Annotated in this window: 15 protein-coding genes; all 15 read left to right on the top strand. The window is 27.1% G+C overall.

Translation table 11 applies throughout. The features are described 5' to 3' along the window. Positions 1-1659 carry a ribonuclease J gene (locus ACTT88_RS02565; RefSeq protein ID WP_440907802.1) on the top strand — a complete coding sequence of 553 codons (1659 nt, stop codon included), beginning with the start codon at positions 1-3 and terminating at the stop codon, positions 1657-1659. Then, entirely contained in the window at positions 1659-1904 is a 246-nt protein-coding gene (locus ACTT88_RS02570) for a DUF1467 family protein (protein ID WP_075484785.1), read from the top strand. Before ACTT88_RS02565 ends, ACTT88_RS02570 begins: the two co-directional genes overlap by 1 nt. A gap of 1 nt (position 1905) precedes the next feature. After that, positions 1906-3240 (top strand): proline--tRNA ligase, encoded by a 1335-nt coding sequence (proS, locus tag ACTT88_RS02575; RefSeq protein WP_440907803.1) that lies wholly within the window; start codon positions 1906-1908, stop codon positions 3238-3240. Then, positions 3237-4469: a lipoprotein-releasing ABC transporter permease subunit gene (locus ACTT88_RS02580; protein WP_440907804.1), complete on the top strand. Its 1233-nt coding sequence runs from the start codon at positions 3237-3239 to the stop codon at positions 4467-4469. The genes proS and ACTT88_RS02580 overlap by 4 nt, the downstream gene beginning before the upstream one ends. After that, positions 4462-5139 (top strand): ABC transporter ATP-binding protein, encoded by a 678-nt coding sequence (locus tag ACTT88_RS02585; RefSeq protein WP_440907805.1) that lies wholly within the window; start codon positions 4462-4464, stop codon positions 5137-5139. The genes ACTT88_RS02580 and ACTT88_RS02585 overlap by 8 nt, the downstream gene beginning before the upstream one ends. Continuing rightward, positions 5132-8548 carry a DNA polymerase III subunit alpha gene (dnaE, locus tag ACTT88_RS02590; protein WP_440907806.1) on the top strand — a complete coding sequence of 1139 codons (3417 nt, stop codon included), beginning with the start codon at positions 5132-5134 and terminating at the stop codon, positions 8546-8548. The genes ACTT88_RS02585 and dnaE overlap by 8 nt, the downstream gene beginning before the upstream one ends. A gap of 130 nt (positions 8549-8678) precedes the next feature. Then, positions 8679-9488 carry a 30S ribosomal protein S2 gene (rpsB, locus tag ACTT88_RS02595; protein WP_440907807.1) on the top strand — a complete coding sequence of 270 codons (810 nt, stop codon included), beginning with the start codon at positions 8679-8681 and terminating at the stop codon, positions 9486-9488. Next, positions 9488-10339 carry a translation elongation factor Ts gene (tsf, locus tag ACTT88_RS02600; protein ID WP_440907808.1) on the top strand — a complete coding sequence of 284 codons (852 nt, stop codon included), beginning with the start codon at positions 9488-9490 and terminating at the stop codon, positions 10337-10339. Before rpsB ends, tsf begins: the two co-directional genes overlap by 1 nt. Continuing rightward, on the top strand, positions 10340-10891 hold the full coding sequence (gene frr / locus ACTT88_RS02605; RefSeq protein ID WP_440907809.1) for a ribosome recycling factor: 552 nt from the start codon (positions 10340-10342) through the stop codon (positions 10889-10891). It abuts the gene before it with no gap. Further along, positions 10888-11562 (top strand): polyprenyl diphosphate synthase, encoded by a 675-nt coding sequence (uppS, locus tag ACTT88_RS02610; protein WP_440907810.1) that lies wholly within the window; start codon positions 10888-10890, stop codon positions 11560-11562. The genes frr and uppS overlap by 4 nt, the downstream gene beginning before the upstream one ends. 137 nt (positions 11563-11699) lie before the next feature. Next, a complete protein-coding gene (locus ACTT88_RS02615) occupies positions 11700-12191 on the top strand; it encodes a phosphatidate cytidylyltransferase (RefSeq protein ID WP_440907811.1) in 492 nt (163 codons plus the stop codon). Then, positions 12188-13351: a 1-deoxy-D-xylulose-5-phosphate reductoisomerase gene (locus ACTT88_RS02620; protein WP_440907812.1), complete on the top strand. Its 1164-nt coding sequence runs from the start codon at positions 12188-12190 to the stop codon at positions 13349-13351. Before ACTT88_RS02615 ends, ACTT88_RS02620 begins: the two co-directional genes overlap by 4 nt. Positions 13352-13357: 6 nt before the next feature. Beyond that, complete coding sequence (gene bamA / locus ACTT88_RS02625) at positions 13358-15607, top strand: outer membrane protein assembly factor BamA (RefSeq protein ID WP_440907813.1); 2250 nt, start codon at positions 13358-13360, stop codon at positions 15605-15607. Continuing rightward, a complete protein-coding gene (locus ACTT88_RS02630) occupies positions 15604-16125 on the top strand; it encodes an OmpH family outer membrane protein (RefSeq protein ID WP_440907814.1) in 522 nt (173 codons plus the stop codon). Before bamA ends, ACTT88_RS02630 begins: the two co-directional genes overlap by 4 nt. After that, positions 16122-16568 (top strand): 3-hydroxyacyl-ACP dehydratase FabZ, encoded by a 447-nt coding sequence (gene fabZ / locus ACTT88_RS02635; RefSeq protein WP_440907815.1) that lies wholly within the window; start codon positions 16122-16124, stop codon positions 16566-16568. The genes ACTT88_RS02630 and fabZ overlap by 4 nt, the downstream gene beginning before the upstream one ends. Positions 16569-16600: the final 32 nt, after the last annotated feature.

The raw sequence follows: 16600 nt of genomic DNA on the forward strand, positions 1-16600 counted from the left end.
ATGAAAGATGAACTATTATTTTGTCCCTTAGGTGGATCAGGTGAAATAGGAATGAACATGAATTTGTTTGGCTATGGACAGCCTAGTGATCATAAATGGATTATGGTCGACATAGGGGTAACATTTGCGGATGATACTATTCCTGGTGTTGATTTAATTTATCCAGATCCTGGATTTATAGTTGAAAGAAAAGATAATTTACTAGGAATAGTTTTAACACATGCTCATGAGGATCACATCGGTGCAATTGCTCATTTATGGCCAAAATTACAATGTAAAATTTTTGCAACTCATTTTACAGCTGTATTAATTAGAGAAAAATTTAGAGAAAAGCAAATCGATATAACCAATGATTTACAGATTGTTGAGTTAAATGGAAAAGTCTCCTTAGATCCATTTGAGATTGAATACATTACATTAACACATTCTATATTAGAACCAAACGGACTTAGAATCAAAACTCCTGCAGGAGTTATTTTGCATACTGGTGACTGGAAGGTAGATCCAAATCCTTTGATTGGAGAAAATATAAACGAAAAAAGATTAAAGGAAATTGGTGAAGAAGGTGTGTTAGCAATGATTTGTGACTCAACAAATGTTTTTAGCGCTGGTAGATCAGGTTCAGAATTAGATGTAAGAAAAAATATGTTAAACGTCATGTCACGATTAAAAAAAAGAATTATAATAACTTCCTTTGCCTCAAATGTAGCTAGAATGGAGACAGCTTTTTATTGTGCAGAACAAACAGGAAGACAAATCTCATTAGTTGGTAGATCAATGCATCGTATTTATAAAGCTGCACGTCAATGTGGTTATTTAAAAAATACAATTGAGCCAATTGATCCAAGAGAAGCTAAAAATTTTTCAAGAGAAAAAATTGTGTATTTATGTACTGGAAGTCAAGGCGAACCAATGGGTGCAATGATGAGAATTTCTAGCTATGTTCATCCAGATGTTTTTATTGAAAAAGGTGATGCTGTCATTTTTTCTTCTAAAATTATACCTGGTAATGAAAAAAAACTTTATAAACTTCACAATCAACTTGTTAAAGACGGAATTGAGGTAATATCTGAAGAAACTGAATTTGTACATGTTTCTGGACATCCAAATAGAGAAGATCTTAAAGAGATGTATCAATGGGTAAAACCTAGGTGCGTAATACCTGTGCACGGTGAACATAGACATATGATAGAGCACATTAATTTTGCAAAAGAAATGCAAGTGCCACATCCAGTTCAAGTAGAAAATGGTGATATCGTTAAGTTATATCCAGGTGAAAAACCTGAAGTATATGACAAAGCTCCAAGTGGCAGACTCTACTTAGATGGCAGTGTTAGTGTTGATCCAGATTCACAATCGATAAAAGATAGGAAAAATTTAAGTGCAAATGGATATTTAGAGGTAACTATTATAATAACTCCAAAGGGTAACATACATAATGATCCAGTGCTTTCTTTTAGAGGCTTGCCAATAGAAGATAAAGATGAGTTTACTTATGGGTTAGTTGAAGAAATAGAAATAATTTCAAGAACTTTTAAAGTTGGAAGCAAACAACAAGAGCACAACTTAATTGATGCATTAAAAATAGCTTGTAGAAAATTTTCTAAAGAAAGAACAGGAAAAAAACCTTTTACCAATATCAATTTAGTAAGAATTTAATGAGCGCAACAGGCTTAGCTATTATCTATATAATTATATGGTGGATAGTTTTTTTTGCTATTCTACCTATTGATGTGAATCGAACAAAGACTGTAAAAATTGACGGTGAGGATCCTGGCTCACCTGAAAATCCAAAAATGCTGAAAAAATTCCTTTATTGCACTGGAATTACTACTGTCATTTTCATAATAATTTACTTATTAATAAAATTTGAATATTTAAATTTAAGAAATATGATTAATTAAGATGCTTTTATCAAATTCATTTATACCAATATTAAAAAATAATCCTTCAGAAGCAAAAATTAAATCTCATCAATTGATGTTGAGAGTAGGCATGATTAAGCAAGCCTCTGCAGGAATTTATTCATGGTTACCCTTAGGTTTTAAGGTAATGAAAAAAATAGAACACATTGTAAGGCAAGAACAAAACAAAATTGGAGCTCAAGAAATATTAATGCCAACAATTCAATCTAGCGAAATTTGGAAAGAAAGTGGTCGTTATGACGATTATGGTGAAGAGATGTTAAGAATAACCGACCGTCAAAATAGAGAAATGTTATATGGACCAACCAATGAAGAGCAAATCACTGAAATTTTTAGATCTTCAATTAAATCTTATAAATCACTCCCACAACTTATGTATCATATTCAATGGAAGTTCAGAGATGAAATTAGACCTAGATTTGGAATTATGCGCGGTAGAGAGTTTTATATGAAAGATGCATATTCATTTGATATATCAGACGAAGAAGCTTTTTATTCTTATAATAAATTCTTTCTGTCTTATTTAAGAACGTTTAAAAGATTATCTTTGACAGCAATACCCATGGCTGCTGATACTGGACCTATAGGTGGAAACTTATCTCATGAATTTATTATTCTTGCTGATACTGGAGAAAGTAAAATTTTCACAGATAAAAGAATATTTGATCTTGATAGTGATGATACTGAAATAGAAAAAGTATCATTGGAAAGTATGCGAAAAAAATATGAACAGTTTTATGCTGTAACTGATGAAAAGTTTAATAAAGAAGAGTTTGAAAAAATTGTTTCTAAGGAAAATCAATTGATTACAAAAGGTATCGAAGTAGGTCATATATTTTATTTTGGTGACAAGTATTCAAAAGCAATGGGAGCATCTGTTGATTTACCAGGAGGAAAAAAAGATTTTGTTAAAATGGGTTCTTATGGAATTGGTGTATCAAGGTTAGTAGGCGCGATAATTGAGGCAAAATATGATGATAAAAACGAAATCATGAAATGGCCATTGTCTGTTGCTCCTTATGATATTGCTTTAATACCTATGATAAATAAAAATGACACCTCAGCTTTAGATAAAGCAAATAATATCAATATAGAATTACTCAAAAACAATATTGATGCAATCATTGATGATACAGATGAGAATTTCTCATCAAAAATTAAAAAAATGAATTTAATTGGTGCCCCATATCAAATTATTATTGGTAAGAAAAGTGAGGGTGATTTGTTAGAGTTCAAGGAAACCGGTGGTGAAACTCAAAATTTACCATTAAGTAAAATTATAGAAATTTTAACTAAACAAAAAAATTCAATTTGATTTCTACTTTAGAAAAAGAAATTACTTTTAGATTTTTAAAAGCCAGAAAAAAAGATGGCTTTTTGAATGTTATATCTATTTTTTCTTTTATAGGAATAAGTCTTGGAGTTGCGGTTCTAATTATTGTGATGTCAGTTATGAATGGATTTAGGACCGAGCTGATTAACAAAATAGTCGGCTTTAACTCACACATAACAGTAAAAACTTATGGAAATCCAATTGATGAAACAAAAATAAATAAAAAAAATTTAAAATTAATTTCAGAAAATATTATTTTAAGTAACTCTGGTGAAGCTATTATACTTAAAAACGATACATCAAAAGGTATAGTATTACGTGGATATAAAACAAATGACTTTCCAACTTTAGAAATAGTCAAAAATGAAAAATTTAAAGGTAATAAAAATCAATTAAATAAAAACTATATTTCTATAGGCAATGAATTAAGTTTTTCTTTAGATCTAAAAATAGGTGATGAATTAACTTTACTTTCACCATCAGGGGTAGAAACAATTATTGGTAGTATGCCAAAACAAAAAACTTTTTTGGTAGCATCAATTTACAATAGTGGTTTAGCAGAGTTTGATAATAATATAGCATTTATTAACTTAAGAACTCTTGAGGATTTTTTTGACTATAAGTCTGAGGATAGAAATTTAGAAATTTATCTAAAGAACCCAAATAAAATTGACCAGCAAAAATTTATTGTCCAAGAAATTTTTGATGAAGAATTTGTTGTTAGTTGGGCTGATATGAATAGTTCATTATTTTCTGCCTTAAAAGTAGAAAGAAATGTAATGTTTATTATCCTATCTTTAATTATTATTGTTGCAGCCTTTAATATAATTTCTGGGTTAACAATTTTAGTTAAAAATAAAACAAGAGATATCGCAATTTTAAAGTCAATGGGTGTGTTAAATAAATCAATTGTAAAAATATTTTTTTTAGTAGGTTTAATAATAGGGACATCAGCTACTATTTTTGGAATTTTTTTAGGTGTAATGTTTTCTCTTTACATAGAGAATTTAAGACAATTTCTTAGCTCAACATTTAATATAAGTTTATTTCCAGAAGAGATTTATTTTTTAAGCAAGATGCCTTCAGAAATAGATCCAACATCAATTTTTTTAATATCAATTTGTTCAATAATTATAACAATAATAGTTTCAATTTTTCCTGCCTTTAAAGCAGCCAAACTAGACCCAATTAAATCTTTAAAATATGAATAATTTTCTTGAATTAAAAAAAATATTTAAAACTTTTAAAACTGAAAACACAGTTAAAGTATTAAAAAATCTTTCTCAAAAATTTGATAAAGGTAAAAGCTATTCTATAATGGGGCCATCTGGGTCAGGTAAATCAACTCTATTAAATTTAATATCATTGATCGATAGACCATCATCTGGGTCAATCCATTTCGATAAAATGCCTGTAAATTTCAATGAATCTGAAAAAAATGATGTTTATAGATCCAAAAAAATAGGAATAGTTTATCAACAAAATAATCTTCTCCCAGATTTTACTGCTTTAGAAAATATATATTTGGCCTCACTTGCAATTAATGACGATAAAGAATTAGCAATATCTAATGCAGAAAAATTACTCAAAAGAATTGGTCTTTCGAGGAGGGCAGATCATTTTCCATCTCAACTATCAGGTGGTGAGGCTCAAAGAGTTGCTATAGCAAGAGCAATTGTAAATGATCCTGAAATTATTTTAGCAGATGAGCCAACTGGAAGTTTAGATATGGAAACTGCAAAAGATGTTTTTGAACTTTTATATAAACAAAAAAGGTCGGATAGACTTATTATATTTGCAACTCATAATAGATTCTTTGCTAATAAGGCAGATTGCCTATTGGAGATGATAGATGGTAGTATAAAATCGTCAAATGTCTGAGTCTCATTCTCATAATTTCAATCATCTTAAAATTCATACTCAATATTCTATTTGTGAAGGAGCAGCTAGAATTGATGATTTACAAGAATATTCTAAGAAAAATAAAATAAAATCGCTTGGTTTGTGTGATACATCAAATTTATGTGGAGCTCTTGAATTTGCCGAAAAGATCTCAAAATCTGGAACTCAACCAATAATTGGAACTCAAATTAATTTTAAAATCGGAGAAACAATGGGTTTACTCCCTTTGTTTGCTCTAAACGAAGCTGGATATAAAAATATAATAGAACTCTCATCGTTATCTTATTTGGAAAATGATGAATTGTCAGACCCACATGTAGATTTTGAATTATTATTAAGCAATTCCGAAGGTGTCGCTGTATTTTCAGGAACTATTTTTGGTTTATTTGGTAAATTATTTGATAAAGGAAAGTTTAGTGAAATTGATGAGCTTTATAATAAAATTAAAAATGCTTTTGATGACAGATTTTATTTAGAGATTCAAAGACATAATGATCAAAATGAAATTGGATTTGAAAAATTTAATTTAAAAAAATCTTTAGATCTACATATACCTATTATTGCAACTAATGAAGTTTTTTATTTAGATAAAGAAATGCATGAAGCACATGATGCTTTAATTTGTATCGGTAACAAGACATATGTAAATGAAAAAAATAGATTAAGATTTACTGACCAACATTATTTAAAAACTAACTCAGAGATGTCCGAATTATTTGCTGACTTACCTGAGGCTTTAGAAAATAATTATAATTTTCCATTAAGATGTAGTTATAGACCGTTATTTTCAAACCCAATATTGCCTAATATTAGTAGTGATAAAGATGGAAATGCGGATGAAATTTTAAAAAAAGATTCTATAGAGGGATTAAAAGTCAAATTTAATAAGATCTTTAATTTAAGTGATAAAGATTTAGAAAATAACAATTCTTATAGAGAATATAAGAACAGACTTAATCATGAACTTTCTATTATTATAGAAATGAAATATTCTAGTTATTTTCTTATAGTTGCCGACTATATTAAATGGGCTAAAAATAATGATATCCCTGTAGGTCCGGGAAGAGGCTCAGGTGCAGGCTCTTTAGTAGCTTGGTGTTTATCAATTACAGACGTTGATCCAATAAAATTTAATCTTATTTTTGAAAGATTTTTAAATCCAGATAGAATTTCAATGCCAGACTTTGACATAGATTTTTGCGAGGATAAAAGAGATCAAGTTTTTGAGTATCTAACTACAAAATATAAAGACAGTGTAGCTCACATTATAACATTTGGTAAATTAAAAGCCCGAATGGTAATTAGAGACGTTGGAAGAGTTTTGGGATTAGCATATGGGTTTGTTGACAGTATATCAAAGATGATACCTTTTGATCCATCTAGACCGCAAAATTTAACTCAGTGCATTGCAGGAGAGCCACGATTACAAAAACTTATAAATGATGATCCAAGAGTAAAAAAACTTACCGATCTCTCTTTAAAATTAGAAGGTCTTAACAGAAACGTTGCTACACATGCTGCTGGAGTAGTAATAGCAGATAAAAAACTCACTGAAGTTGTTCCTTTATACAAAGATGTTTCTGCAGATTTATTACTACCATCTACTCAATTCGATATGTACTCAGCAGAAAATGCAGGTTTAGTAAAATTTGATTTTTTAGGTTTAAAAACGCTAACTGTGATTAACAATACACAAAAACTTGTAAGAAAAAAAATTAAAGATTTTGATATAGAAAATATAAGTTATGAAGATCAAAAAGTTTTTGATCTAATGTCAACAGGTAAAACAATTGGCTTATTCCAAATTGAAAGCGCTGGTATGAGAGAAGCATTAATCCAAATGAAACCAAATCATATTGAAGATATTATTGCCTTAGTTGCTCTATACAGACCGGGACCAATGAGTAATATTCCAACATATAATGATTGCAAACATGGAAAGCAAAAACCAGATTATTTACACCCACTTCTAGAAGATATTTTAAAACCAACTTATGGCGTAATTATTTATCAAGAACAGGTAATGCAGATTGCACAAAAATTGTCAGGATTTACAGCAGGACAAGCTGATCTTTTAAGAAGAGCAATGGGTAAAAAGAAAAGAGCAGAACTTGAAAAACAGAAACAAGGATTTATTGCTGGAGCTGTTAAAAATGGAATAGCAAAAGATATTGCTGCTGGAATTTTTTTAAAAATAGAACCGTTTGCAGAATATGGCTTTAATAAAAGTCATGCTGCTGCATATGCAATTATTTCCTATCAAACTGCTTTTTTAAAAACATATTATCCTAAAGAATTTATTGCTGCATCAATGACCATGGATATATCTAATCAAAATAAATTAAGTGAGTTTTATGAAGAATTAAAAAGATTAAATGTTGAAGTTGTACGTCCTGATATCAATGAATGTTTTGCTGATTTTAGAACAATTGATGAAAAATTTTATTATGCCTTAGGAGGTATTAAAGCGGTGGGTTACGAAGCAATATCAAATATAGTTGAAGAAAGAATTTTGAATGGAAAATTCGATTCAATTCATGATTTTATAACTAGAGTAAATCCAAAAGATATAAACAAACTTCAATTAGAAGGTTTAGTTAAAGCAGGTGCTTTTGATAAATTAAACGAAAATAGACAAGCTTTATATAATTCTATACCAGCTATGATAGTTAAAAATAAAAATATATATGAGAATAAATCTATCAATCAGATTGATTTATTCTCAGAGGATGAAAGTTCCCAGGATGATATTTTAATTAAAGCTGAGGATTGGAAATTTGAAGAAAGATTGTCAAAAGAATTTGAGTCAGTAGGTTTTTTTATTTCAGATCATCCATTAAATCAATTTAAAGAAATCTTTAACGATTATAAAATAACTGATTATTCAAGTTTCATTTCAAAAGAAGATTTAAGAGCTTCTAACATAGCTGCAACATTGCTAAAGGTTCAAGAAAGAAAAACAGCAAAAGGAAACTCTTATGCTGTTTTAAAATTAACTGACTTATCAAGTGTATTTGAACTATTCGTTTTCTCTGATGTTTTAGAATTAAATAGAGAAATTTTAAAAGAGGGTAGTTCTCTTATTTTAACATTATTTAAAAATGTTTCTAATGATGAAAATAGACTAACTAGACTTAATGTACAGAAAATTGCTTCACTTAAAGAATTATTTAATAGTCCTATAAACGAGGTTTTGTTCGAACTTAATTCTGAAGAACAGATAAAAAAAATTTCTACAATTTTGACTGATGAAGGTAAAACTGTAGTAAATATTAATTTAGCAAATGATAACAATATTCTTAAATTTAGATTAAAAAATACCCGTAAATTAGACAGAAAAGCTCTAAATCTCCTAAGAAATCATGAAATTCAAGCAATAATTAATTAAATAATCACTTGTTAAATTTAGTAAATATTTGTAAATAATCCCTAAATTAAATTAACACGCACACAGTTATTGGTTTTATACCTCCGGTCCTTAATTGGAAATTGCTGTGGTGGCTTAACCGGGAATAAATATGAAAATACCTAATATTACAATACAACAATTACTTGAAGCAGGCGTTCATCTTGGACACAAAACTTTGAGATGGAATCCAAAAATGAAGAAATATATTTTTGGAAAAAGAGATTCTATTCACATTATAGACTTAACCCAAACACTTGAACTAACAAAAGTTGCTTTAGAAAAAGTTTATGAAACGATTAGAAATAATGGAAAAATTTTATTTGTATCTACAAAAAAACAAGCTTCAGAAGCTATAGCTGAAGTTGCTAAAGAAACAGATCAATATTTTGTAAATTACAGATGGCTAGGTGGAATGTTAACCAACTGGGGGACAATTTCAAACTCAATCAAAAAATTAAAAAAATTAGAAACCGACTTGGTATCTGAAAATAGAGGTTTTACAAAAAAAGAACTTTTAAAAATGAGTGTTAAAAAAGACAAACTTCAAAGATCTTTAGGCGGTATAGCTGAAATGAAAAAAGTTCCAGATTTAGTATTTGTGATAGATACAAATTACGAGTCATTAGCTATTGCTGAATCTGCTAAATTAGGAATACCAATTATTGCTATCTTGGATAGTAATTCCAACCCGGATAACATTGATTATCCAATACCTGGTAATGATGATGCAAGAAGAGCTATTGATCTTTATTGCAATTTAATTAAAGAAACAATTAACAGTGCTAAAAGTTTTGTACCCTCAACAGAGACAAAAAATGATAAAGTTAGAGATGAGAATAAAACAAAAACTTTCCATGAATTAGATAGAGAAAAGTTAGAGAAAAAATTTTCTAAAGAAGATAAGGAGAAATTAAACTAATGAGCGATATAGATAAGGTAAAAAAACTTAGAGAAGCAACGGGCGCTGGTTTTAAAGATTGTAACTTAGCTATAAAAGAGTCAAATGGAGATCTAGATAAAGCGATTGAAATTTTAAGAGTTAAAGGAATTTCAAAAGCATCCAAAAAAATGTCCAGAGACGCAAAAGAGGGTGTTGTTGTACTAAGCAGTGACGAAACTAAAACTTCAGTGATAGAAGTTAATTGTGAAACAGATTTTGTTGCTAAAAATGATGATTTTATTAATTTTGTTAAAGAGCTAAGTGAATTAAATAATCAAAAAAATTCAAACATTGATGATTTAAAAACAGCAAAAATGAAAAATGGTCAAACAGTTGACGATAATTTAGTTTCTTTAATTGCTAAAATTGGTGAAAAAATTACAATAGGAAAAGCAAAGACTATTCAAAACTCTGAAGGAGTAAACAATTACTATCTTCACACAGTCGTTAAAGACAATGTTGCAAAATTAGCCGTTATGGTTTCATTGGATACTAAAGATAATTCAGACACTGTTAAAACATTTAGCAAACAATTATCAATGCATATTGCTGCCTCAAATCCTTTAGCATTAGAATCTAATTTAATAGAGCAATCAATTATTGATAAAGAGCAAGAGTTAGTTACTGAAGAATTGAAAAACTCAGGAAAACCAGATGATATTGCAAAAAAAATTAGCCTAGGTAAGATGAATAAATTTAAGGAAGAAAATGCACTTTTAACACAGGCATGGGTAATGGAGCCTAAAAAGAAAGTTCAAGATGTGTTGAAGGAATTATCCATAGCTGATTTAAAAATTAAAGAGTTTTATAGGATAAAGATAGGAGAATAAATGTTTGATGAGAAATCATACAGCCTTAAAATGGATAAAGCCATAGAGGTATTCTCAAAAGAATTATCTTCACTTAGAACCGGAAGAGCAAATGCTTCAATGTTAGATTTAATAAAAGTCGATGTTTATGGACAGCAAATGCCGATTAATCAAATTGGTAGTATAACAACACCTGAACCACGAATGATAAATATTCAGGTATGGGATATTAACAATGTTGCTTTGGTAGATGCTGCAATTAAAAAATCTGACTTAGGTTTAAATCCTCAAATAGATGGTCAATTAATTAGATTACCAGTGCCAGAGCTCAACGAAGAACGAAGAACAGAACTTAAAAAATTAATCAAATCAATAGGTGAGAAGTGTAAAGTTTCAATCAGAAATATTAGAAGGGAGGCAAACGAGGACTTAAAGAAACAATTAAAATTGAAAGAAATTGGTGAAGATGTTGAAAAGAGTCATGAAAAGAAAGTCCAGACAATTACAGATGAACATATCAAATCAGTAGAAGAAAAAGTTTCCTTAAAAGAAAAAGAAATAATGACAATATGAACCATCTAAAACATGTAGCCATTATCATGGATGGTAATGGAAGATGGGGTGTTAAATATAAAAAATCAAGAAATTTAGGACATAAAGAAGGATTAAAAACTGTTGAAAAAATAATTAAAGAAACAGTTAAAAATAAAATAAGATATTTAACATTGTACGCATTTTCTACAGAGAATTGGAGACGACCAGAAAAAGAAATTAAATATCTTTTTAATTTATTAGAAAATTTTTTAGTAAAAAGAATTGATGAGCTTCATAAAAAAAAAATTAAATTAAAAATACTAGGTACTAAAAACTTTTCAAAGAAATTAAATACATTATTAGCTTTTTCTGAAAAAAAAACATCAAAAAATCATGTACTGCAAATAAATTTGGCATTAAATTATGGATCGAAGCTTGAAATCATCAACGCTCTTAAAGCAATGTCTAAAAGTAAAAATACAATAAACGAAAAAAACTTTATTAAATATTTATATACAAAAGACATACCTGATCCTGATATTTTAATAAGAACAGGTAACACAAAAAGACTAAGTAATTTTTTATTATGGCAATTGGCCTATTCTGAGATTTTTTTTGAAAAAAAATTGTGGCCAGAATTTAATGAAAAAGATTACAACAGAATAATAAAAAAATTTAAAAAAATAAAAAGAAATTTTGGAAATATTTAATGAGCAACTTTCTCAAAAGAACATTGAGCTCAATAATACTTATACCTTTAGTGTATTTTTTTTTAATTCAAGAATCACTAATTATAATTTTGTTCTCTTTATTTTTATTTGTCATTGCCAGTTTTGAATGGCATACGATGGAAAAAAACAAATATATTAAAACTTATGGAATAATATTTTTATTTTTTTCATTTTATACATTTTATGTTGTTTCCGAAAATAAATGGAATATTTTATTTATAATTTCAATTTGTATCTCAACGGACATAGGTGGCTATGTTTTTGGTAAAATATTTAAAGGCCCTAAATTGACAAAGATAAGTCCTAATAAGACATATGCAGGAATGATTGGAGGTTATGTCTTATCTTTAATCTTTTTAACTTTAATTTTTAATTACATAGCAGACAGTAAAACTACACAAATTCAATTTTATATAATGATAATTATAATTTCAACTGTAAGCCAAGTTGGAGATATAATTGTTTCCTTTTTTAAAAGAAAATCAAAAATCAAAAATACAGGTATGATTATACCTGGACACGGAGGATTACTTGATAGAATTGATGGTATGATATTTGCCTTTCCATCGTATTATTTAATTAAATTAAACGATTATATCATTATATGAAAAAAAAAATTGCAATATTAGGTTCAACCGGATCAATTGGTATTGAGACGCTCAAAATAATTAATCAAAATCCAAAAAAATTTAATGTTATTTTGTTATCAACAAATAATAATGCCTCTAAACTCTTTAAACAAGCAAAGAAATATAAAGTAAAAAATGTTATAATTACAAATTACCAAAAATATTTATTATGGAAAAAAAAATTTTTAGATAACAAAATCAAAATTTATTATAATTTTACCAGCTATGAAAAAATCTTTTTGAGAAAAATAGATTATGTAATGAGTGCTATCACAGGAATTGAAGGACTGTATCCGACTATAAAAATTATCAAATATACAAAAAAAATTGCTATTGCTAATAAAGAATCAATTATTTGTGGTTGGAAATTAATTAATAAAGAATTAAAAAAAAACAAAACCAATTTTATACCAGTAGACTCTGAGCATTTTTCCTTGTGGTTTGGATTGTTAAATATAAATAAAAATCTTGTTGATAAAATTTATTTAACGGCTTCTGGTGGACCATTTTACAAAACACCGCTAAAAAAATTTAAAAATATCAAAATAAATCAAGCACTTAAACATCCGAATTGGAAAATGGGTAGCAAAATATCAATAGATTCAGCTACTATGATTAATAAAGTTTATGAAGTCATAGAGGCTAAAAATATATTTAATATAGATTACAGAAATATTAATATTTTGATACATCCGAAATCATACATTCATGCACTAATAAAATATAAGAATGGATTAATTAAAATTGTAGCTCATGATACTACAATGAAAATACCTATATTTAATACTCTTTTTTATAATTCAAATCAGATATTAAAAACTAAAAATTTAAATGTTAATCAATTAAACAACTTAAATTTAAATTTTGTTGATACAAAAAGATACCCTATCGTCAAGTTGTTAAACATATTACCAAACAATCATACACTTTTTGATACTATATTAGTTACTATTAACGACGAATTAGTTAATTTGTATTTAAAAAAAAAAATAAAATTCACTGATATATCAAAAAAATTATTTAAATTTATTAATTTAAAGGAATTTGAAGTTTATAAAAAAAAAATACCCAAAAAAATATCTGAAATTGTTAATTTAAATAAATATGTTCGTTTAAAAATAAATCCAAAAAGTGTATAACATCGAATGATTTTTAAATACTTAAATCACCTTAAACTTATTTTATTTATTTATTTTTTTTTAATAAACAGTGCATATTCAGAGGTATTAAAATCCATCCAGATAAATGGTAATGACAGAATTTCAAACAAAACAATAGAAATGTTTGGCAATATAGAAGTTGGTGATAATGTAAATTCTGTAGACTTAAATGATATTTTAAAAAAAATCTATGAAACAAATTTTTTTGAAAATGTTTCAGTTAATCTAGATAAAAACATATTAACAATAAATGTAATTGAATATCCAATTATTCAAAATATAAATTACAATGGAATCAAGGCAAACAAAATTAAAGATGTTGTTTTTAACAATTTAAAGTTAAAACCAAGATCATCCTTTGTAAAAATTTTTTTACAAAACGATAAAAAAAAAATTGAAAATTCATTAAAAGAACTAGGGTATTATTTTTCAAAAGTTGATGTTGATCTAATAAATCTAGAGGATAATAAAGTAGACATTACTTATAATGTTGAATTAGGGAAAAAGGCTAAGATTAAAAAAATATCTTTTATTGGTAATAAAATTTATAAAGATAAAAAATTAAAAAGATTAATAGTTAGCGAAGAATACAAATTTTGGAAAATAATTTCTGGAAAAAAATATTTAAATCAAAGTTTAATTAATTTTGATGAAAGATTGTTAAAAAACTTTTATTTAAATAAAGGTTTTTTTAAAGCTAATATAAAATCTTCATTTGCAAAACTAGTTGATGAGGATGAGTTTGAATTAATATTTAATATTGATGCAAACAAAAAGTTTTATTTTAATAATTTATCTCTTAAATTACCTGATGATTTTGAGGAGGATAATTTTTCTAATTTATTTAAACTTTTTAAAGAATTAAATGGAGAAGTTTATTCAATAAATAAGGTTGATGATATTTTAGAAGAAATAGATAAAGTAACTTTGCTTGAACAGTTCGAGTCAATATCTGCCAATGTAGTAGAAACTTTAGAGGATGATAAAATTAATTTACTCTTTACAATTGAAAAAACAAAAAGACAAGTTGTTGAAAAAATTAATATTTTTGGCAATAACGTTACAAGAGAAAATGTAATTAGAAATCAATTTGAATTTGATGAAGGTGATCCTTTTAATGAAATATTGAGAAAAAAAACAATTAATAATGTCAAAAATTTAAGGTTTTTTAAATCTGTAGACTCTGAGGTAGTTGAAGGAAATGATCCCAACTCAAAAATAATCAATATTTCTGTAGAGGAAAAACCAACTGGAGAAATAGCAGCTGGTGCTGGTATTGGTACAAATGGTGGAAGTGTTATGTTTAGTGTAAAAGAGAATAATTATTTAGGAAAAGGAATACAGTTGAAAACCAGTGCACTTATTAGAGAAGATTCTGTTAAAGGAATTTTTCAAGTTAATAATCCAAATTTTAATAATTCTGATAAAGCAGTTAATTTTAATTTAGAGTCCTCAGAAACAAATCGTTTGGCAAACTTTGGATATAAAACTACTAAAACAGGTTTTTCATTTGGAACAAATTTTGAGTTTTATGATGATCTAAATCTAGGTCTAGGAAATTCTAATTATTATGAAAAAATGGTGACAGATAGTTCTGCTTCAGAAAGGCAAAAAAAACAAGAAGGTAATTATTGGGACAGCTTTTTAAATATAGATTTTGATTATGATAAAAGAAATCAGAAATTTCAAACTACAGAAGGTTATAGAAGTCAGTATTTTATTTCAGTTCCAATCGTTAGTAAAACAAACAGTTTAAGCAATACATATAACTATCAATATTACTCTGAACTATATGAGGGTAATGTATCAAATATATCTTTATATATGAAATCAATTAATTCATTATCTAATGATGATGTAAAACTTTCTGAAAGAATTTTTATACCATCCAATAGACTTAGGGGTTTTGAAAGCGGTAAAGTGGGTCCAAAAGATGGAAATGATTTTGTTGGAGGCAATTATGCTACTGCAATCAATTTTTCTTCAACAATACCTCAATTATTTGAAAATTCTCAAAGTATTGACATTTTGTTTTTTGTTGATGCAGCAAACTTATGGGGTGTTGACTATGATAATTCACTTAATGATAGTAGCAAGATAAGGAGCTCTATTGGTTTAGGTGTTGATTGGCTCACACCTATAGGTCCATTAAATTTTTCATTTGCTGAAACACTTTCTAAAGCAGACACTGATGTAACACAATCATTTAGTTTTAATTTAGGAACAACATTTTGATTAAATTTCACAGATTATATTTTCTATTATTCATATTTTTTTTTTTTAATATTAATAACTCATTTGGAAATGATAAAATTGCAATTATTGATTTAGACACGGTTTTTAATAATTCAGATTTTGGTCAAGCTTTATTGAAAGATATTGAAAAATTAAATCAAGACAATATTTCTAAACTTACGTCAATTGAAAATGAACTAAAAAAAAGTGAGCAAAATATTAAAAATAAAAAAAATGTAATTTCACAAAATGAATTTGATAAAGAGTTAGCATCCTTGAAAAATAAAATTAATGATTACAGAAAATTAAAAAAAGAGATGGTTGATAAAATAGAACAAGAAAAAAAAATTATTTTAAAAAAATTTTTCAAAGAAATTAATCCAATAATTCAAAATTATATGGAAAAAAATTCAATAAATATTTTACTTGAAAGAAAAAATGTGTTTATAGGAAAAAATAATTCAGATATAACAATTACTATAATTAATGAGATCAATAACAAAATTAAATTTAAATGATAAAATTAAATAAAAGTCAAATAAGAGGCTTGTTACCACATAGAGAACCCATGTTATTAATTGACGAATTATATGATATAAAAAAATTATTTTCTGCTACAGCTGTTGTTAATGTTAAAAAAGATAGTTTTTTCGTTCAAGGTCATTTTCCGGATCAACCTGTAATGCCTGGAGTATTGATAGTTGAGTCCTTTGGTCAAGCTGCTGCCGCACTCACTGCTCATGGTTTAGATAAATCAACATATGAAAATAAATTAGTGTTTTTAATGGGCGTTGAAAAAGCTAGATTTAGGAATCCTGTTATACCTAATTGTAAATTAATTCTTAAAATTGAAGCGATAAGATCGCATGGTAGAGTTTGGAAATACAAAGGTGAGGCATTTGTTGATCAAATGAAAATGGCAGACGCTATATGGTCAGCTACGATAGTTGATAAGAAATAAATAGCAATAATAGTTGATAACTTTTTTAAAAT

This window comes from Candidatus Pelagibacter sp., assembly GCF_052046145.1.
Taxonomy (GTDB): Bacteria; Pseudomonadota; Alphaproteobacteria; order Pelagibacterales; family Pelagibacteraceae; genus Pelagibacter.